This window comes from Streptomyces griseorubiginosus (assembly GCF_017614965.1).
GTDB classification, from domain to species: domain Bacteria; phylum Actinomycetota; class Actinomycetes; order Streptomycetales; family Streptomycetaceae; genus Streptomyces; species Streptomyces griseorubiginosus_B.
This window is the reverse complement of sequence record NZ_WVUG01000166.1, coordinates 1-19,082: the sequence shown is the minus strand read 5'-3', so window position 1 is coordinate 19,082 and position 19,082 is coordinate 1. Positions and strand designations below refer to the sequence as shown.

Annotated in this window: 14 protein-coding genes and 1 pseudogene; 4 read left to right on the top strand and 11 right to left on the bottom strand. The window is 72.2% G+C overall.

Annotated elements, in window-relative coordinates; genetic code table 11:
- The 10 genes and pseudogenes from GRC12_RS27200 to GRC12_RS27155 all read right to left on the bottom strand — a co-directional run.
- Nucleotides 1-205: pseudogene (locus tag GRC12_RS27200) on the bottom strand (hypothetical protein); the annotation flags it as partial.
- Between the two features lie 79 nt (nt 206-284).
- Nucleotides 285-839 carry a GNAT family N-acetyltransferase gene (locus GRC12_RS27195; protein WP_208782013.1) on the bottom strand — a complete coding sequence of 185 codons (555 nt, stop codon included), beginning with the start codon at nt 837-839 and terminating at the stop codon, nt 285-287.
- Between the two features lie 25 nt (nt 840-864).
- The gene (locus GRC12_RS27190) at nt 865-1,800 is read right to left on the bottom strand and encodes a S66 peptidase family protein (RefSeq protein ID WP_208782012.1); all 936 of its coding nucleotides are present in this window, start codon (nt 1,798-1,800) and stop codon (nt 865-867) included.
- The gene (locus GRC12_RS27185) at nt 1,797-3,749 is read right to left on the bottom strand and encodes a prolyl oligopeptidase family serine peptidase (protein ID WP_208782011.1); all 1,953 of its coding nucleotides are present in this window, start codon (nt 3,747-3,749) and stop codon (nt 1,797-1,799) included. Before GRC12_RS27185 ends, GRC12_RS27190 begins: the two co-directional genes overlap by 4 nt.
- A gap of 18 nt (nt 3,750-3,767) precedes the next feature.
- On the bottom strand, nt 3,768-5,072 hold the full coding sequence (locus GRC12_RS27180) for a M20/M25/M40 family metallo-hydrolase (RefSeq protein WP_208782010.1): 1,305 nt from the start codon (nt 5,070-5,072) through the stop codon (nt 3,768-3,770).
- Nucleotides 5,065-5,898, bottom strand: a complete 834-nt coding sequence (locus GRC12_RS27175) for a M55 family metallopeptidase (protein WP_208782009.1) — start codon at nt 5,896-5,898, stop codon at nt 5,065-5,067. Before GRC12_RS27175 ends, GRC12_RS27180 begins: the two co-directional genes overlap by 8 nt.
- 308 nt (nt 5,899-6,206) lie before the next feature.
- Complete coding sequence (locus GRC12_RS27170; protein WP_208782008.1) at nt 6,207-6,932, bottom strand: class I SAM-dependent methyltransferase; 726 nt, start codon at nt 6,930-6,932, stop codon at nt 6,207-6,209.
- 163 nt (nt 6,933-7,095) lie between these two features.
- A complete protein-coding gene (locus tag GRC12_RS27165) occupies nt 7,096-9,588 on the bottom strand; it encodes a SpoIIE family protein phosphatase (protein ID WP_208782007.1) in 2,493 nt (830 codons plus the stop codon).
- A 141-nt stretch (nt 9,589-9,729) separates the two neighbouring features.
- Nucleotides 9,730-12,114, bottom strand: coding sequence for an MFS transporter (locus tag GRC12_RS27160; RefSeq protein ID WP_208782006.1), 2,385 nt, complete (start codon nt 12,112-12,114; stop codon nt 9,730-9,732).
- Nucleotides 12,115-12,262: 148 nt separating this feature from the next.
- Nucleotides 12,263-12,706: an SRPBCC family protein gene (locus GRC12_RS27155; protein WP_208782005.1), complete on the bottom strand. Its 444-nt coding sequence runs from the start codon at nt 12,704-12,706 to the stop codon at nt 12,263-12,265.
- A 192-nt stretch (nt 12,707-12,898) separates the two neighbouring features.
- Here GRC12_RS27155 and GRC12_RS27150 point away from each other — a divergent pair, with 192 nt between their 5' ends.
- The 3 genes from GRC12_RS27150 to GRC12_RS27140 all read left to right on the top strand — a co-directional run bounded on the left by GRC12_RS27150 (nt 12,899) and on the right by GRC12_RS27140 (nt 16,127).
- Entirely contained in the window at nt 12,899-13,957 is a 1,059-nt protein-coding gene (locus GRC12_RS27150) for an Rv2578c family radical SAM protein (RefSeq protein ID WP_208782004.1), read from the top strand.
- A 135-nt stretch (nt 13,958-14,092) separates the two neighbouring features.
- Nucleotides 14,093-15,670: an alpha/beta hydrolase gene (locus GRC12_RS27145; RefSeq protein ID WP_208782003.1), complete on the top strand. Its 1,578-nt coding sequence runs from the start codon at nt 14,093-14,095 to the stop codon at nt 15,668-15,670.
- Nucleotides 15,671-15,728: 58 nt separating this feature from the next.
- Nucleotides 15,729-16,127 carry a RidA family protein gene (locus tag GRC12_RS27140; RefSeq protein ID WP_208782002.1) on the top strand — a complete coding sequence of 133 codons (399 nt, stop codon included), beginning with the start codon at nt 15,729-15,731 and terminating at the stop codon, nt 16,125-16,127.
- Nucleotides 16,128-16,219: 92 nt separating this feature from the next.
- Here GRC12_RS27140 and GRC12_RS27135 read toward each other — a convergent pair whose 3' ends face one another.
- A complete protein-coding gene (locus tag GRC12_RS27135; protein ID WP_208782001.1) occupies nt 16,220-16,795 on the bottom strand; it encodes an adenylosuccinate lyase in 576 nt (191 codons plus the stop codon).
- 393 nt (nt 16,796-17,188) lie between these two features.
- Here GRC12_RS27135 and GRC12_RS27130 point away from each other — a divergent pair, with 393 nt between their 5' ends.
- A complete protein-coding gene (locus GRC12_RS27130; protein ID WP_208782000.1) occupies nt 17,189-18,994 on the top strand; it encodes a 3-hydroxyacyl-CoA dehydrogenase family protein in 1,806 nt (601 codons plus the stop codon).
- The last annotated feature ends 88 nt before the right edge of the window (nt 18,995-19,082 follow it).

Sequence of the window (19,082 nt, the reverse complement as noted above, 5' to 3'; positions counted from 1 at the left end):
GGGTGGTCGTACCGCGGCGGCACGACCACCCCGCCCTCCAGCGCGCCCAGCCTCCCCCACTGCCCTAAAGGCGTGGGGGGACCCCCAGCACGATCCGCTGCTCCCGCAACGCCCCGGCGAGCTTGTAGCACCCGGGCACGGTCCCGGGCGCCGGCGGCCGCAGTCCCAGGTTGGAGGGGGCGTCCAGCACGACGACATTCCGCATGCGTGTCATCCTCGCCGACGCGGAGCCGGCCCTTCAACGGAATTCGGCACGGGAGCGGGCGCATGACCGAGTCGATGCGCTACGCCCGCATCTCGGCGGTGATCGCCCAGCGCTCGTGGTCGCGCCAGGCGCCGTCGATGTAGATCATCTTCGGGGAGAAGCCCTCCAGCCGGAAGCCGCAGCTGCGGGCCAGGGCGATCGACCCGGCGTTCCGCGGCTGGGCGTTGATCTCCAGCCGGTGCAGCCGCATCGGGCCGAAGGCGTACCCGACGACGAGGTTCAGCCCCTCCCGCATCAGGCCCCGTCCGACGGCGTGCGCGAAGGCGCCGTAGCCGAGCGCCCCGCACTGGAAGCCGCCCTGGACGATGTTGTTGATGTTGATGAACCCCGCGATCGCGCCGTCGCCGTGCTCCCCGTCCTTCTCGCAGACCAGGAACCCGGCCTTGGTCGGGTCCTCGATCAGGCGGCCCGCGTAGGCGGCGTACGCGTCCGGGCCGTCCGGCGGGAACAGCCACGGGTGGTGCAGGTCCTTGCTCTCGCGCGCGCGGGCCGTGAACTCGGCGCCGTCCTCGTAGGTGAAGTGACGTATCCCCACGCGGGGGCCTTCGGCGAGGTAGCGGGAAGCGTGTGGCATTGCGCCAGCCTACGGCGTGGACGGCTCAACCCAGGGCCGGTTCGGCCAGGGTCAGCGTGCCCGCGTCCGCGTCGAGCTCGGCGGCCACGCCGAAGGGAAGGGTCAGCGCCCCTTCGCAGTGGCCGAACCCGAACTCCTGCGCCACCGGGACGCCGAGACCGCCGAGCCGGTCGACGAGCACCGCGCGCACCTCGTCGTAGGGACCGCACCGCGTCCAGGACCCGAGCGCGACGCCCCGGACGCCGTCGAGCCAGCCGCCGCGCAGCAGCTGGGTGAGCATCCGGTCGATCCGGTACGGCGCCTCCCCCACGTCCTCGATCATCAGCAGCCCGCCCCGGGCGCCCCCGCGCGCGTGGGGCGTACCGAGGTCCGAGGCGAGCAGGCTCAGGCAGCCGCCGAGGGTCACCCCGCGCGCCCGGCCCGGGACCAGGGCGGTGCCTCGGGAGACGATCGTCGTGACCGTCTCCGGGGCGAGAAGCGTGGCCCTGAGGTGCTCCTGCGCCCGCGCGTTCTTCACGAAGTCGACGCCCGCGGCGGCCGGCCCGTGCAGGGTGACCAGGCCCAGCCGGGTGGCGAACGCCTGGTGCAGCGCCGTGATGTCGCTGAAGCCCACGAACACCTTCGGCCCGGCGGCCCGCATCGCCTCCCAGTCCAGCAGGTCGGCCGTGCGTTGCGCCCCGTACCCGCCCCGCGCACACAGCACCGCGTCCACCGACGGGTCGCACCAGGCGTTCTGCAGATCGGCGGTCCGGTCCGCGTCAGCGCCCGCGAGGTAGCCCAACTGACCGTGCCGGTCGAGGACATGGGGCGCCACCACGGGGTCGAGGTCCCAGCCGCGCAGCACGTCGAGCCCGGCCTGCACCCGCTCCTCCGGCACGGGTCCGGCGGGCGCCACGACGGCGACGCGGGCACCGGGGGCGAGCCGGGGCGGGCGCCGGAGCTCTCGTACAGTCTCGCTCACTCCGACAGCTCCAAAGTCGGGACGCCGCTCGGGTCGAGTCCGAAGACCTGGGCGTAGAGGGAGAGTTCGGACTCCAGGACGCGGATCATGGTCTCGGCCCGGCGGAATCCGTGCCCCTCACCCGCGAAGGCGATGTAGGCGTGCGGCACCCGCCGCCCCCGGATCCGCTCCAGGAACCGTTCGCACTGGGCGGGCGGGCAGATCACGTCGTCCAGGCCCTGCAGCAGCAGGAACGGCACGGCGATCCGGTCGGCGTGCTCCAGCGGCGACCGCTCCGTGTACCGCCCCGGCACCTCCGCGCGCGGCCCGACCAGGGACTCCAGGTACTGCGACTCGAAGTCGTGGGTCTCCCCGTCGCCCCAGGAGGCGAGGTCGAGAACCGGGTAGAGGATCGTGCCGCAGGCGTAGACGTCGGTCTGCGCGAGCGAGGAGGCGGCGGTCCAGCCACCGGCGCTCCCGCCGCGGACGGCGAGCCGGTAGCGGTCGGCGGTGCCCTCGTCGGCGAGCGCGAGGGCGACGGCCGCGCAGTCCTCGACGTCGACCACGCCCCACTGCTCGCGCAGCCGGTCCCGGTACTCCCGGCCGTGCCCGGTGGAGCCGCCGTAGTCGACCTCGGCGACACCGATGCCCCGGGAGGTGAAGTAGGCGATCTCCAGGTCGAGCACGAGCGGCGCCCGGCTGGTGGGACCGCCGTGCGCCCACACGACGTAGGGCGGCAGCTCGTCGGCGGGCGGGACGCACCCCGGGTTGTGCGGCGGGTAGATGTGGGCGTGGATGTCGCGTCCGTCGGGTCCGGTGAAGGTGCGGATCTGCGGTTCCGGGTAGTGGGCCGGGTCCACGGCGTCACGGTGCTCGGCGCCGACGACCCGCGCCCGGCCGGTGACCGCGTCCAGCTCGACCACCTCGTACCCGCTGCGCGGACTGGCGCCGACACCGACGACCCTCTCGCCGTGCACCGCGAGCGTGGGGGCGAACTCCGTCCAGGGGCCCGCCGCGTCGACCACCTCGCCGGTCTCCGGATCCAGGATGCCGAGCGCCCCCGCGCCCCGGCCGTGCACGACGGCGATCAGCCCGCTCTCCAGCGGCGCGAACCAGCGGTTGCCGAGCTTCCACAGCGGCCCGCCGAACTCCTCCTCGCGCGGGCACAGGGGTACGTCGTCGCGGTACAGGTTCCACCAGCCGGTGCGGTCGCTCGCGTACAGCAGGGAACCGTCGGCCGCCCAGTCGACCTGCGCGATCGACTCCTCGGGCCCGCCGGCGACCGTCCGCGGTCCGTGCAGGGTGCCGTCCTCGCCGACCCCGGCGACGATCAGCTCGGTGCCGTCCCAGGGCATGCGCGGGTGGTCCCAGGCGAGCCAGGCGGCGCTGCGGCCGTCGGGCGACAGGCGCGGCCCGGTGACGAACCGGTGCCGCGCGTCGGTGAGTTCGCGCACGGCGCCCCGGTCCTGCGCGGCCGACCCGTCGAGCGGTACGGCGGCCAGGACGCGGCGCACGTCGGTGGATCCGTCGCCGGTGAACTCCTCCAGCACGGCCCACACTTCACCGCGCTGAGTCAGCAACTGCGGCTCGGCCCAGCGCAGTCCGCCGCCGACGAGGGAGACGGGGGTCAACGGGCCGGGTTCGCCGCCGGGTTCACAGCGGTACAGCCGCTGGTCGGCGAAGTTCACGAACACCACGACGGGCCGGCCGTCCACCATCGCGCCGGCCCAGGGGTGGCCGCCGTACTCGATGACGCGGCTGCGGACATTCCACGGCGACGGCAGGACGGACTCCTCCCGGCCGTCGACGCGCCGCCGCACGAGGGTGCGCCGGCCGCCCTCGCCGGGTCTCGGCTCGGTCCACCACGCCTCGTCGCCGACGAAGCCGACGTACTCGGGGTGCCCGTCGTGCGCGGCGGCGAGGGCCGCGTCGATGGGTGAGGGCCAGGAGCCGTAGGGCAGGGTGTGCACGTTCTCCCCCAAGTCCGATCACGCCGTCCGCAGGAACCGGTCGAGTACCCGGACCCCGAAGTGCAGTGCCTCGACGGGGACGCGCTCGTCGACGCCGTGGAACATCGCCTGGTAGTCGTAGCCCTCCGGGAGCTTCAGCGGGGTGAAGCCGTAGCCGGTGATGCCGAGGCGCGAGAACTCCTTGGCGTCGGTGCCGCCGGACATGCAGTACGGCACGACGTGCCCCTCGGGCGCGAACTCCTCGACAGCCGCCCGCATCCTCGCGAACGTGGGCGTGTCCAGGGGCGCCTGGAGGGCGATCGACCGGTGGTGGAACTCCCAGTCGACGTCCGGACCGGTGAGCCGGTCGAGGGTGGCGCGGAACTCGTCCTCGGCGCCGAAGAGATACCGTCCGTCGACGTGGGCGACGGCCTCGCCCGGGATGACGTTGACCTTGTAACCGGCGTCCAGCATGGTCGGGTTGGCACTGTTGCGGACGGTCGACTCGACCAGCCTGGCGGCGCGTCCGAGCTTCTCCAGCAGCCGGTCGACGTCCTCGTGGCCGTCCTCGATGCCGTGCAGCGCGGCCAGTTCGTCGAGGGCCGCGCGCACGGTCGGGGTCAGCCGCACCGGCCACTCGTACTCACCGATACGGGTGATCGCCGCGGACAGCCGGGTGACCGCGTTCTCCCGGTTCACCTTGGAGCCGTGTCCGGCGCGTCCGCGCGCGGTGAGCTTCAGCCAGGCGGTGCCCCGTTCACCGGCCGCGATCGGGTAGAGCTGCCGCCCCTCGCCGTCGTGGAAGGTGAACGCCCCCGACTCGCCGACGCCTTCGGTGCATCCCTCGAAGAGGCTCGCGTGCTTGTCGGCGAGGAAGGTGGAGCCGTCCCGGGCGCTGTCCTCCTCGTCGGCGGTGAACGCGACCACGATGTCCCGCCGGGGCCGCACGCCGCCTCGCGCCCAGTCCCGCACGACGGCCAGGATCATCGCGTCCATGTTCTTCATGTCGACGGCGCCGCGCCCCCACACGACCCCGTCGCGGACCTCCCCCGAGAAGGGATGCACGCTCCAGTCCCCGGCGCGGGCGGGTACGACGTCCAGATGACCGTGCAGCAGCAGCGCGTCGGCGGACGGATCGGTCCCCTCGACGCGGGCGACGACGTTGGTCCGTCCCTTGGTCCGCTCCAGCAGCACCGGCTCCAGTCCGGCCCCCGCCAGCTGCTCGGCCGCGTACTCGGCGGCGGGCCGCTCCCGGCAGTCCCCGCCGCCCTTGTTGCTGGTGTCGATGCGGATGAGGTCGGAGGTGAACCGCACGACCTCGTCCAGTGCCCGCTCGTCAGCCATACTGCTCCTCCACGGCGGCCGAGACGATCGTGGTGACCGCCTTGAAGGTACGGATGCCCTCGTACATGGTCGCGCTGGTGTACGCCACCTTCCGCTCCCCGATCCGGTCCACGCCCGGCACGACGGTGGCGGCCATCGCGAGATGCTCGGCGTCGAACTCGACCGCGATCGTGAACGGCCCCGCCTGCACCGGTTCCTGACGGGCCGCCAGCCGTGCGGCCTCCTTGGCGGCGGCGCGGATGTCCGCGGCGGTCCTGGCCGGGGTACGGCAGACGGCCGCGTACCGCGAGACATGGTCCTTGACGGCGACCTTCAACGCCTCGGGCGCGTACCCGAGGGCGTCCTCGCAGGCCACGTCGTCACCGGTGACGAGGACGACCGGGACGCCGTACTCGGCGACGACGTGCGCGTTCAGCAGCCCCTCGCTGGCCCGGACGTCGTTCAGCCAGACGCCGGTGACGGAGTTGGCGAGATAGGTGTGCGCGAGCACCCCCTCCATTCCGGCGCCGGCGTGATAGCCCACGAAGGCGATCCCGTCCACGTCCCCGTGCTGCACTCCCTCCACCATGGACAGCGACTTGTGCCGCCCGGTGAGCATCTCGGCCCGCTCGTCGAGGTGTTCGAGCAGCAGGTTGCGCATCGTCGAGTGCGCCTCGTTGATGAGCACCTCGTCCGCGCCGCCGTCGAAGAAGCCCAGCACCGCGGCGTTGACGTCCGAGGTGAACAGCGAACGGCACCGCTCCCACTGTGACGCCCCCGGCATCACGTCGTCGGGCCACGTCACTCCCGTGGCACCCTCCATGTCGGCGCTGATCAGGATCTTCATGGGGGGCAACGTTACGCGCCGCGAACGGACGAGGCCATGAACCCGCTCGCAGGTCGCGGCCGAACAGCTCCAGCAGCGCCCGGCGCTCGCCGAGCGTGCGGGGGACGGGTGGCCGACTCTCACCCAGTCGGTGCGGGCGGCCGCCGCTCGGGACTGTCTGAACGTCGCCCCGGATCGCTGGCCGGCCTCGGACGGCGGGCTGAACCTGGTGGCCCTGCCGGACGAGGCCTTCGTGGCGCTGGGCCCGTGGGCCACAGAGGCGTAGAGGCGGGCGCCGGAGATCCTGCCCGCCCCTGTCTCTCGTACCGTCAGCTCGTGCGGCCCGCCACCAGCCACTTCGACGGCAGTTCGATGCGGGTGCCGTCCGGGCCCGACTCCGTCGTGGTCAGCGGGAGTCGACCGGCCGCCAGGACCGTGAGGCCGGCCGCGCGCAGGTATTCGGGCACGATGTCGTCGGCGACCTCGCCGGGGGCGATGCCGTGCCGGAAGATGGGCGCGAGCTTGGGCGGCGGCCCGGACGGGCCCTGTGCGAGGCCCAGCAGGACCGGCTTGGCCTCCTCGGACAGTTCGACCAGGAAGAGCCGGCCCCGCTCGCCGAGGACCGTGGCGATGCCGTCCGCCATCGGCTGCCGGTCGTCCGGGTCGGCCTGGTGCAGGACGCCCCGCATGTAGACGTTGGCGTCGCCGAGTTCGGCGTGCAGGGCCTGCGTCTCGCTCTTCTCCACGACGTCGAGCACCCGGTACCTCGCCTGTCCGGCGGGGTCGGCGTGCCGGGCATGCTCGACGGCGGCCTCGGACAGGTCGGCGCCCACGACCCGCGGGAAGCGCCCGGCGAGGAACCGGGTCTGGGTGCCGTTGCCACAGCCGAGGTCCACCAGCGCAAGGCCGGGATCGGCCAGATGCGGTTCGAACAGGGCCACATGGACGCCGGCCGTCACGGCCGGATCCGCGTCCCAGAACACGGCCCCCTGTTCCTCGGGGGCCTCTCTCCAGAAGCCCTCCCAGGCCTCCCGGTACCGACTCGTCACGCTCATGCCGAACTCCCCAGGGTACGACGCCGAACCGCCTCAAGTGACGGGCCAGTACGGTCTATCGCGCCCGGATCGGCGCTACAAGCGCGTGGCGCATACCTTCACGCCGCATTCGATATGCGTACGCCCCCGCGCGCCTCGCGCGCCCCTCAGGCGCGCTCGGGGCTCAACGCCGCGGCAGGCCGAGTTCGAACCAGACGGTCTTGCCGTCCTTCGTCCGGCTGGTGCCCCACTCCCGGGCCAGGGTGGTGACCACCCGCAGCCCGCGCCCGAGCGTTTCGGTGGCACCCGCGCTCAGCAGGGTCGGCAGCTCGTGGTCGTCGTCGTCCACCTCGCACAGCAGGGTGTCGCCCCGCACCAGCCGCAGCTCGACGGGCCTGCTGTGGGAGTGCCGTACGGCGTTGGTGACCAGCTCACTGACCATCAGCTCGGCGTTGTCGGCGAGTTTCGCCAGCCCCCACTCGTGCAGCCGCTCCCGGACCGCGGCACGCGCGCGTGCCACCTCGGCCGGGTCGAGGGCGAAGCGCCACTCGGCGACGTCGTCCTCGTCGATGCCGTTGAGCCGTGCCATCAGCAGGGCGACGTCGTCCTTGCGGCCGCCGCGTGTGTTGAGGGCGCGGATGATCGCGTCGCAGGCGTCGTCCATGGATGCGGCGGGGTGGGCGGCGGACTCGCTGAGCGTCGCCAGGCCGACACCGATGTCCTCCCCGCGCACCTCGACCAGTCCGTCGGTGCACATCACGATCCGGTCGCCGGGCTCCACGCGCACGCGTACCGCCTCGAAGGGCACCCCGCCGACGCCGATGGGCGCGCCGGTCGGCAGGTCGAGCAGCTCACTGCGGCCGTCCCCGGCGCGGACCAGCACGGGCGGGATGTGGCCCGCGTTGGCGATGTGCAGCTCGCTCGCGATCGGGTCGTAGACGGCGTAGAGACAGGTCGCGAGGTAGGAGTCGCCGAGGCGCTGGGCGAGGTCGTCGAGGTTGCGCAGCAGTTGGGCGGGCGGCAGGTCGAGGGCGGCCATGGTCTGTACGGCCGTGCGCAACTGCCCCATCATGGCGGCCGAGTTGAGCCCGTGGCCCATGACGTCGCCGACGACCAGGGCGGTGCGGGCGCCGGGCAGCTTGACCGAGTCGAACCAGTCGCCGCCGACGCGCCCGAGGAGCGTGCCGGGCAGATAGCGGGTGGCGATGTCGCAGCCCGCCATGCGCGGCGGGATGTGCGGCAGCATGCTGTCCTGGAGGGTCTCGGCGACGCTCTCCTGGTAGGTGTACATGCGCGCGTTGTCGAGCACGAGGCCCGCGCGGGCGGCGAGTTCGGCGCCGGTGACCCGGTCCATGTCGTTGAACTCGGCGCGCTCCGGGTGGCGCAGGAGGATCATGAAGCCGAGGACGACGTTGCGCGCCTTCAGCGGGACGACCAGCATGGAGCGGTTGTTGATCAGCGGCCGGATGTCGCGCTTCTCGAACTGGGAGGCGATGGCGTGGCCCATCTCCTCGCTGATGCGGGGCACCAGGACGGGCTCGCCGGTGGTCATGCACTGGAAGAACGGCGTGTGCGCGGGGAAGGGCATGGCCTCGCCGACGGGGACCACGTCGTCCCAGCGGCCGGGTTCGTCGGTGTGCTCGACGGCCACCCGGTGCCACATGGTGGTGGTGTCGGGAACGCCCTCGGGGAAGCCCTCGCCCGCGACGACCTGTTCGCGCAGATAGGTGCCTGCCACGTCCGTGAAGCGGGGGACGACGGCCTTGCTGACCTCGATGATGGTCTGCGACAGGTCGAGGGAGGTGCCGATGCGTCCGCTGACCTCGTTGAGGAACTCCAGGTGCTCGCGGACGGCCGCGTACTCCAGGTCCTCGCCCTCGTCGGTGAGTTCCCGCGGTATCGGCAGGCCCTCGGCGGCGGCCTGTGCGGCCCGCTCGCGGCGGGCCCTGCGCTCGGCGCGCCGGGGCACGCCCCAGTCGGGGGTGACGGGCACCCGGTCGTTCTGGCTGAACTCCAGGACGGGGTAGCCCAGTTCGAGCACCTGCGCGACGATACGGGCGCTTTCGTCGACGCTCATGCTGGGCAGGATCTCGGGCAGCCTGCGGGCCAGTTCCTCGGCGCCGGGGAAGTCGGTGTGCAGGGCGAAGGCGGGGGCGATCCGCTCGAAGGCCATGTCGTCGTCGGCCCCGTCGATCCCGTCCGGCTCGTCCGGGCGCAGTCCCGCGGTGTCGGCGGCCAGCACCAGCAGCCGCTCCTCCCCCGGGCCCACCAGGGGATAGGCCCACCACAGCACGTCGACGCGGTTCCTCTCGGGGACGGTCAGCCGCGCGCGGCCCGCCGCCGGGTAGGAGAGCCCGCCGTCGAGGGAGGACTCCAGGCCGGGACCGAGGCCGTCGTAGGCCGAGTACGCCCCGTAGGACAGGACCTCGTCCTCCTCGGGCAGCACTCCCGACACGGGCAGCAGGTCGACCGCCGGGCGGCCGATGGCCTCCTCCTTGGGGACGCCGAACAAACGGCGTGCGCCCGTGCTCCAGTGGGAGACCAGGCCGGTGCGGTCCACCACGACCACGGCCAGCGGGATACGGCCGGCCGGGGCGTGCTCCGCCACCGCGCCGTTCCCCGCTCCGTGGCTGGGAGGCGTGTCCCTCTCGGTGCCACGGTCGCTGCCATGTTCCATGGCCCAGGCCCTCTCTCCCCACGGCTCCGCAAGATCTGCCGCCTACTCCACCGTACGGCTCCGCCCGGTGGTGATGTGCGCCAACGCGGGAATTGGTCTTCCGCGACCGCCCCCGCGCGCCGGGCGCACGCCGGGCCGCCGTCAGTCCTCGTGGCCCAGTTGCAGGTCACGCTCGGTCCGTCCGCCGCCGGCCACCTGGAGCACGGTGGCGACCGGCGGGTAACCCGCGGCGATGACGGTGTACTCGCCGGAGGACAGATCCACGAACCGGAACGTTCCGTCGGGTCCGGTGGTGAGGGTGTCGACGACGTTGCCCGCCGCGTCGAGCAGCGTCACCCGGGCGTCCTCGACCGGCCTTCCGCCGCCCGCGCGCACGGTCCCCCTGAGCACGGCGCCACCCGCGAGCTCGACGTCCTGGCGGGTCTCCCGGGCGGCCTGGACGGTGACGGGGAGCGCAGCCGGGCGGAAGGCGGGGGCGTTCGCGGCGAGCGTGTACTCCCCGGCCACCAAATCGCTGATCACATAGCCGCCCTCGCGCGAGCTGCGGGTGGTGGCGACGACCTCGCCGTGCACGTTGGTCAGGGTGACGGCGGCGTCCCGGACGCAGGTGCCGTCCGCGGTGTGCACGGTGCCGGCGAGGCGGCCGGCCCCGCCGAGCACGATGTCGAGGTCGACGGGCCGCTCGCCCACGGTGACCGTGACGGCCTGCGGCTGGTGGCCGCCCGCGGCGGCGATCAGTACGTACGAGCCGGGGCCGGGGGTGGCGAGCGCGTACCGCCCGTCCGCTCCGCTCGCGCCCCGCCCGATCTGCGCTCCGGCCACGTCGATGAGGGTGAGCGCCGCGCGCGGCACCACGCTGCCGTCGGGGTGCTGCACCGTGCCGCACACGGGGATTCCGCCGGCGTACGGCGAACGGGCCTGCGGAATGGGGGTGTTTACGGTCGCCGGCTCCGGTTCGGCTGTGTTGTGGGCCACCAGGGGTTTCTCCTTGAGGAAGAAGGCGATCAGCAGGCCGAGGACGAGCACCGGCACGAGGTAGAGGAAGATCCGGGGCATGGCGTCGGCGTAGGCCCGGATGTAGTCGTCGCGCAGCGGCGGAGGCAGCGCGTGGACGAGCTGCGGGGTGATGGACTGCGGGTCGGGCAGACGGGCGCCCGCGCGCGGGGGCAGGCGTTGCGCGAGGGCGTCGGCCAGCCGGTCGGAGAACAGGGTGCCGAAGACCGCGGCGCCGACGCTGCCGCCGATCTGCCGGAAGTAGTTGTTGGCGCTGGTGGCGGTGCCGAGGTCGGCGGGGCGCACGGAGTTCTGCACGGCGAGCACCAGGACCGGCATCACCATGCCGATGCCGGTGCCGAGCACGGCCATCCACACGCTGTACTGCAGCCGGGGCGTGTCGGCCTCCAGACGGGACAGCAGCCACATCCCGGCGGCCGAGACGGCGCTGCCGAGGACGGGGTAGAGCTTGTAGCGCCCGGTGTGGCTGATGAGCTGCCCGGAGACGATCGAGGCGCCGACGATCCCGCCCATCATGGGCAGCATCAGCAGCCCGGACTCGGTGGCGCTGGCCCCGTCGACCATCTGCAGGAACGTAGGCAGATAGCTGGCGGCCCCGAAGAGCGCGACGCCGATCACCAGGCCCACCAGACCGGTGACGTTGAAGACGGAGTCCCTGAACAGCCGCAGCGGGATGAGGGGTTCGGCGGCGAAGCGCTCGGCGGCGAGGAAGAGCACGGCCGCGGCGGCGGCCCCCGCGCCGAGTCCGAGGATCACCCGGGAGTCCCACGCGTACTCGGTGCCGCCCCAACTGGTCAGCAGCACCAGGCAGGTGGAGGCGGCGGCGAGCAGCAGCGCGCCGAGCACGTCCAGCCGGGGCCTGGCCCGCGGCTTCGGCAGTTTCAGCACGACGGTGACGACGGCCAGGGTGATCAGGCCGAAGGGGACGTTGAAGTAGAAGCACCACCTCCAGGAGAGGTGGTCGGTGAAGTAGCCGCCCAGCAGCGGCCCGGCGACGGAGGCGAGCCCGAAGGCGGCGCCGATGAGCCCCATGAACCGGCCGCGCCGCCGGGGCGGCACGATGTCCGCGATGATCGCCTGGACGCCGATCATGAGCCCGCCCGCGCCGACGCCCTGGACGGCGCGGAAGGCGATCAGCTGGTCCATCGTCCGCGCCCGTCCGGCGAGGGCGGCGCCGATCACGAAGACGACGATGGCGAACTGGAAGACGCCCTTGCGGCCGAGCAGGTCGCCGAGCTTGCCGTAGACCGGCAGTCCGACCGTGGCCGTCAGCAGGTACGCGGTGATCGCCCAGGACATCCGGTCCAGGCCGTGCAGCTCGCCGACGATCTTCGGGAGCGCGGTGGCGACGATCATCTGCTCCAGCGCGGCGAGCAGCAGCGCCAGCATCAGCCCGAGGAAGACCAGCCGCACCCGGCGCGGGGCGAGGTGGACACCGGCGACGGGTGTGGGGACGTGGCTCTCGGCGGGAACCACGTCGGGTCCGTCCTGCACCAGAGTCGTCCCGCCCACGTGCCGCTCCCCTCGTCGCGCCTGCCCCACGATTGCCGCCTGAGGCGACAACTACGGACAAGCGCGACGAGTTACGGCAGAACTGCGTGGCACACCGGGATCCACTCGAACCGGTGAGGGCGGTCAACGCCCGCGGATTCCGCGGGACTTACTTCTCGGTCTCGGTGGCCAGCCGGGCGAGCACGGCGTCGTAGATCCGGCCGAGGCCCTTGGGCGCGAAGGTCTTCTCGAAGAAGCCGCCGATGCCGCCGGCGCCGTTCCAGACGGAGGTGACGACCACGCGGGACTTGCCCTCGCCGGCCGGGGTGACCGTCCAGGTGGTGACCATGGAGGAGTTGCGGTCCTTCTCGACGAGCTGTCCGTCGGTGGGCTCGCTGACCTCCAGGAGGCAGTCGCGCACCCGCTTGCTGGTCGCCTGGAGCTTCCAGTGGACGAGGGTGCCCTCGCCGTCGCCGCCCTCGCGCACCTCGTACTCGCTGAAGTGCTCGGGCAGCAGCTTCGCGCGCGTGCCGCGGTAGTCGGCGAGGGCGTCGAACACCTTCTCCGCGTCCGCCGCGACGACCCGCTCCGTAGTGGCCTCGACCTGCGCCATCGGTTTCCTCCAGGACTTGCTCTCTCGGGGTTGGGGCAAGCCAACCACCCCCGCCCACGGCCCCCCAAATCGGGGTGCCGGAGAGGTGCACGAAGCGATCTTCCGGGCGTGCGAAGCGATCGGAAAACAGCACTTGCACTGGAAATCGAACAGGTGTTTCACTGCTGGGGCAGGTGCTACCGAGGAGGCGTCATGCGCTGGGAGAACCTCACCGTGGAGTCCGGCGGCCACAGCCGGGCGGCCGACGCCGCGCTGTTCGGCGCGGACGCCGTGGTCAGCCGTACCTTCGACACGCCCGAGTTCCGCGGGATCACCTTCCACGAGGTGCGGGCCCGTTCGATCATCAACCGGGTGCCGGGCGCCTCGCGCATGCCGTTCGAGTGGACGATCAACCCCTATCGCGGCTGCTCGCACGCGTGCGTGTACTGCTTCGCCCGCAAGACGCACACCTATCTGGACCTCGACTCGGGCCTGGACTTCGACTCGCAGATCGTGGTCAAGGTCAACGCCCCGGAGCTGCTGCGCCGCCAGCTGGCCTCGCCCCGCTGGCACGGCGAGCACATCGCGATGGGCACCAACGTCGACTGCTACCAGCGCGCCGAGGGCCGCTACCGTCTGATGCCGGGCATCCTGTCCGCCCTGCGCGACCACGCCAATCCCTTCTCGATCCTGACGAAGGGCACGCTGATCCTGCGCGACCTGGACCTGCTGGTGCAGGCCTCCCAGGTGACGGACGTCGGCATCTCCGTCTCGGTCGGCTTCACCGACCCCGTGCTGTGGCGGACCGTGGAGCCCGGCACGCCGGCCCCGGAGCGCCGCCTGGACGTCGTGCGCACACTCGCCGAGCACGGCATCGGCTGCGGTGTCCTGATGGCCCCGGTGATCCCGTTCCTGAGCGACCACCCGGCCCAGCTGCGCGCCACCGTGCGAGCGATCGCGGCCTCCGGCGCCACCTCCGTCACGCCCCTGGTGCTGCATCTGCGCCCCGGCGCGCGGGAGTGGTTCATGGCCTGGCTGACCCACCATCACCCGCAGCTGGTGCGCCGCTACGAGCGCCTGTACGCGGACGGTGCCTACGCGCCGAAGTGGTACCAGCGCCGGATCACCCGTCAGGTGCACGAGCTGGCCCAGGAGTACGGGATCGGGCCCGCGCGCGCGGGGATGCCGCGGCGGATCAGCCCGCCGGAGCCCCTCGGACCGGAGACGCCTGAACAGAAGATGTCCGAACCCACCCAACTCACGCTGATTTGAGAGCGTTCGAGCGCATCCGCCGACCCGATCGGGTCAAGTATTGCCAGAACGAGTTCTTCCGGGACTGCTTTCCGGGACGATGCGGCGAGGACCGTGAGACGCGCGGCCCGAAACCCTCCGTCCTGGGAGGACCCCATGAGAAAACGCGCAGCCGTGCTGTGCGGCGCCGCGGTCGTCGTGGCCGGGACCGTCACGGCCGTCCCCGCCGACGCCAGCGCCGCCAGAACCGCCGACACCGCTCCCGCGGCGAAGCTCACCTGGAAGAACTGCGGTACCACCGACTATCCGACGCTGCAGTGCGCGTCCCTCAAGGTGCCGCTCGACCACCGCGATCCCTACGGGCGGCAGATCACGCTCGCCCTCTCGCGCGTGCGGCACACCGCCAAGACGAGCCAGGGCCCGCTGCTGGTCAACCCCGGCGGCCCCGGCGGCAGCGGCCTCACGCTCGCCGGGTTCGTCGCGACCTCGCTGCCGAAGGCGGTCGCCGCCCAGTACGACGTCATCGGCTTCGACCCGCGCGGGGTGGGCAAGAGCAAGCCCGCCCTCGACTGCAAGCCCGGCTACTTCAACCCGGTGCGCCCCGACTCGGTGCCGAGCACCCCGGCCCTGGAGAAGGCCAACCTGCAGCGCGCCAAGTCCTTCGCGGCGGCCTGCGGAAAGAAGTACGCGGACCTGCTGCCGTACATCAACACCATCCAGGCCGTACAGGACATGGACTCCATCCGCGCGGCGCTGGGCGCCCGGAAGACCAGCTACTTCGGCTACTCGTACGGCACCTACCTCGGCGCGGTCTACGCCAAGCTGTTCCCGCAGCGCGTCAAGCGCCTGGTCCTGGACTCGATCGTCGACCCGACCGGTGTCTGGTACGAGGACAACATCGGGCAGGACTACGCCTTCAACGACCGGCACCGGGCGCTGATGTCCTGGATCGCCAAGTACAACTCGACGTACAAGCTGGGCACCGACCCGGAGAAGATCGAGGCCAAGTGGTACGCGATGCGCAGGGCGCTCGCGAAGAAGCCGGCCGACGGCAAGGTGGGCGCCTCCGAACTGGAGGACACCTTCATCCCCGGCGGCTACTACAACGGCTACTGGCCCTACCTGGCTCAGGCGTTCGCGGCCTATGTGAACGACAAGAATGCCGATCCGCTGGTGGAGGCGTACGAGAACTTCGCCGCCGTGGACGCGTCCGGGGACAACGGCTACAGCATCTACACCTCGGTGCAGTGCCGTGACGCCTCCTGGCCGCGGGACTGGGACCAGTGGCGCAAGGACAACTGGCGGGTCTACGAGCGGGCGCCGTTCATGGCCTGGAACAACGCCTGGTACAACGCGCCGTGCGCGTTCTGGCCGACGGACTCGCTGCGGCCCGTCAACGTCGCCAACGGCAAGCTGCCTCCGGTGCTGCTGTTCCAGGCGACCAACGACGCGGCGACCCCGTACGTGGGCGGTCTGACGGTCCACCGGCTGCTGGCCGGCTCGAGCTTCGTGGTCGAGCAGGGCGGCGGCAACCACGGCATCACGCTGAGCGGGAACGCCTGCCTGGACAAGTACCTCGCGAACTACCTGTCGAGCGGCACGGTGCCGCGCAGCGGACGGGAGATCGACGCGGTCTGCCCGAAGCTGCCCGACCCCAAGCCGCTGACCGCGAAGGCGGCGTCGACGTCCGCCCGCGGCTCGGCACTGCACGGCCTGGTCGGCTTCCGCGGCTGACCGGTCCACGGCCTGCTCGGGGGCGGTGGTTGTCAGACCCGTGGTCCACCATGGACGCATGAGTGAGCTGACCAGGATCACCGCCCCCGACGGGGTCTTCCCCGCCGCCCAGTACAGCCACGTCGTCATGGGCACGGGCCGTTTCGTCGCGATCGCCGGCCAGCTGGCCCTGGACGAGGACGGCAAGCTCGTCGGCGAGGGCGACGCCGTGGCCCAGGCCCGCCAGGTCTTCGCCAACCTCGGCCGCTGCCTGGCGGCGGCCGGCGCGACCTTCGACGACGTCGTCAAACTGACCTTCTTCGTCACGGACATGGCGCACATGCCCGCGATCCGCGAGGCCCGCGCCGCACACATACCGGACGACCGCCTCCCCGCCGCCTCCGCGCTCCAGGTGGCCTCCCTGGTCCGCCCCGAGTTCCTGATGGAGATCGAGGCGTTCGCGGTCGTGAGCACCTGAGCGGTCAACGGGTCCTGTACATCAGGGCGTTCCGTGCCTGACGCGTTGTCAGCACTGTCAACAGGACGTCAACCGTCAGTCGGACAGCTCCGTCAGCGCTGTTTCGGGATGCGGGACAGGGCCCGTACCGCCGCCTCCGCCAGAGCCGGGTGGGCCAGGGCCTCGTTCAGGACCGGGCGCGCGCGGGCGTCCTCCAGGGTGCCGAGGCCCTCCACGCAGGCGAGGGCCACGCGGCGGTAGGGGTCGTGGGGGTGCAGGCGTCGCTGCAGGGTGGTGATCAGGGCCGGTACGGACTCGGGGGCGCGTAGCCGGGTCAGGAGGCGGACCGGGTGCAGGGCGTAGGCGACGCGGAGTTCGTTGGTGGCGAGGGCGGCGGCCGCGCGGGCGGTGCGCGGGTCGCCGAGGCGGGCGAGGGCGTACGCGGCGGAGGCGCAGCGCTCGGGATCGCGGTGGTTCAGCAGCAGGACGAGGGATTCGAAGGCACGGCGGTCACCGGCGAGGCCGAGGCGGAACGCGGCCAGTTCCCTGGCCCACAGCGGCTGCCCCGGCTCGGTGAGGACTCCTGCCAGCTCATCGAGGTCGTCGGTCGCCATGAGCCGGTCGTGGACCGGGGATCCTGCGGACTCCCGCCGTGAACGCTCCGTGAGTGATCGCAACTCTTCGTCCATGGCTCCGAGGTTAGTGGGGCGCTCCGGTCTGTCGGGACGTACGTCACAAACACGGGGGCTGGCGCGCTCGTTACCCACCGGTTAAGCTCAGACGAGCGAGTCACCCACTCGCATTCGCTGACGACGGCCTGGTGACGCAGCCGCCGTCAGAGCAGTCGGTTCGGTACCTCGAGTACCGCAGCACGACCTGGCCCCGGGACAGGGCCGGTCGGACACCACCGTTCGCTCCGGGCGTGTGCACGCCCACGGCGACGGCACCGGGCGCGTGCGCTCGCAGCCCGGCAAAACCCGCACTTCTCCACGCACCCGGTGCGCCCGGGCCCGCTTCGGCCGGCCCGACCCGGCGCACCCGGGCGCGCTCCCAGTCGTCACCCTCATTCCTGGAGTCCCGCGATGGCCACTCCCCTGTCCGACCCTTCCCTGTCCCCGCTGAAAACCATTGCCGTCGTCGGTCTCGGCACCATGGGCACCGGTATCACCGAGGTCCTCGCCAAGGCCGGCCGCGAGGTCGTCGGCATCGACATCAGTGAGGCCGCCGTCGCCAAGGCGATCACCGCGCTGGAGGCCGCCACCGCCCGCGCCGTGGAGCGCGGCCGGCTGACCGAGCAGGAGCGCGCCGATGTGCTGGCCCGCGTCAGCACCTCCACCGATCTGCGCGCCGCGGCCGACGCCGACCTGGTCATCGAGGTGGCCCCGGAGTCGTACGAGATCAAACACCAGATCTTCCGTGAGCTGGACGGGATCGTGCGCCCGGAGACCATCCTGGCGACCGGCACCAACGCCCTGTCCGTGACCCGGCTGGCCGCCGACTCGGCCCGTCCCGAGCGCGTGCTCGGCCTGCACTTCTTCAACCCGGCGCCGGCGATGAGGCTGGTCGAGGTGGTCTCCTCGGTCCTGACCGCGCCCACCGCCGTCACGGCCGTCACCAACCTCGCCCTGGACCTCGGCAAGGAGCCCGTCGCGGTCGGCGACCGGCCCGGATTCGTCGCCGACGGGCTGCTGTTCGGCTACCTCAACCAGGCCGCCGCGATGTACGAGGCCAAGTACGCCTCCCGCGAGGACATCGACGCCGCGATGCGCCTGGGCTGCGGTCTGCCGATGGGCCCCCTCGCGCTGCTGGACCTGATCGGCGTCGACACCGCCCGTACGGTGCTGGAGGCCATGTACGCCGAGTCCCGCGACCGGCTGCACGCCCCCGCCCCGATCCTCAAACAGCTCAGCGAGGCGGGCCTGACCGGCCGCAAGTCGGGCCGGGGCTTCTACACCTACGACGCCCCCGGCAGCGCGACGGTCGTGCCGGACGCGCTGACGCCCCTGGCCGGCGACCTGGGGGTCCCCGGCCGCCCGGTCCAGGCGGTCGGTGTCGCGGGCTCCGGCACCATGGCGTCCGGCATCGCCGAGGTCTTCGCCAAGGCGGGCTACGACGTCGTGCTGGCCGCCCGCAGCGAGGAGAAGGCCGAGGCCGCCAAGGCGCGGATCGGCAAGTCGCTCGCGCGCTCGGTCGACAAGGGCCGGATGTCCGCCGAGGCCGCCGCGCAGACGCTGGAGCGGATCACCCCGGCGGGCTCGTACGAGGCCTTCGCGGACGTCGACCTGGCCGTGGAGGCGGTCGCCGAGGACCTGGAGATCAAGCGGCAGCTGTTCCAGACGCTGGACAAGATCTGCAAGCCGGGGGCGGTGCTGGCCACCACGACCTCCTCGCTGCCGGTCGTCGCCTGCGCCCGCGCCACCTCGCGTCCGCAGGACGTGATCGGCATGCACTTCTTCAACCCGGCGCCCGCGATGAAGCTGGTCGAGGTCGTCCGTACGGTGCTGACGGCCGAGGACGTCCACTCCACGGTCCGCGAGGTCTGCGTCAGGATCAGGAAGCACGCGGTCGACTGCGGCGACCGGGCGGGCTTCATCGTGAACGCCCTGCTGTTCCCGTACCTCAACAACGCGATCAAGATGGTCCAGGAGCACTACGCGTCCCTGGACGACATCGACGCGGCGATGAAGCTGGGCGGCGGCTACCCGATGGGCCCGTTCGAGCTGCTGGACGTCGTCGGGCTCGATGTGTCCCTCGCGATCGAGAAGGTCCTGCACCGCGAGTTCCGCGACCCGGGCCTGGCCCCGGCCCCGCTGCTGGAGCACCTGGTGGCCGCGGGCTGCCTCGGCCGCAAGACCGGCCGCGGCTTCCGCGAATATGCCCGCCGCTGACGGCGTCGGCGACTGGTTCACAGCGGAAGCGGACTGGGGCGGACTGCTCGACCCCGGCGGTCGGCCCCCGCCCGCCCGACCCGGCGTC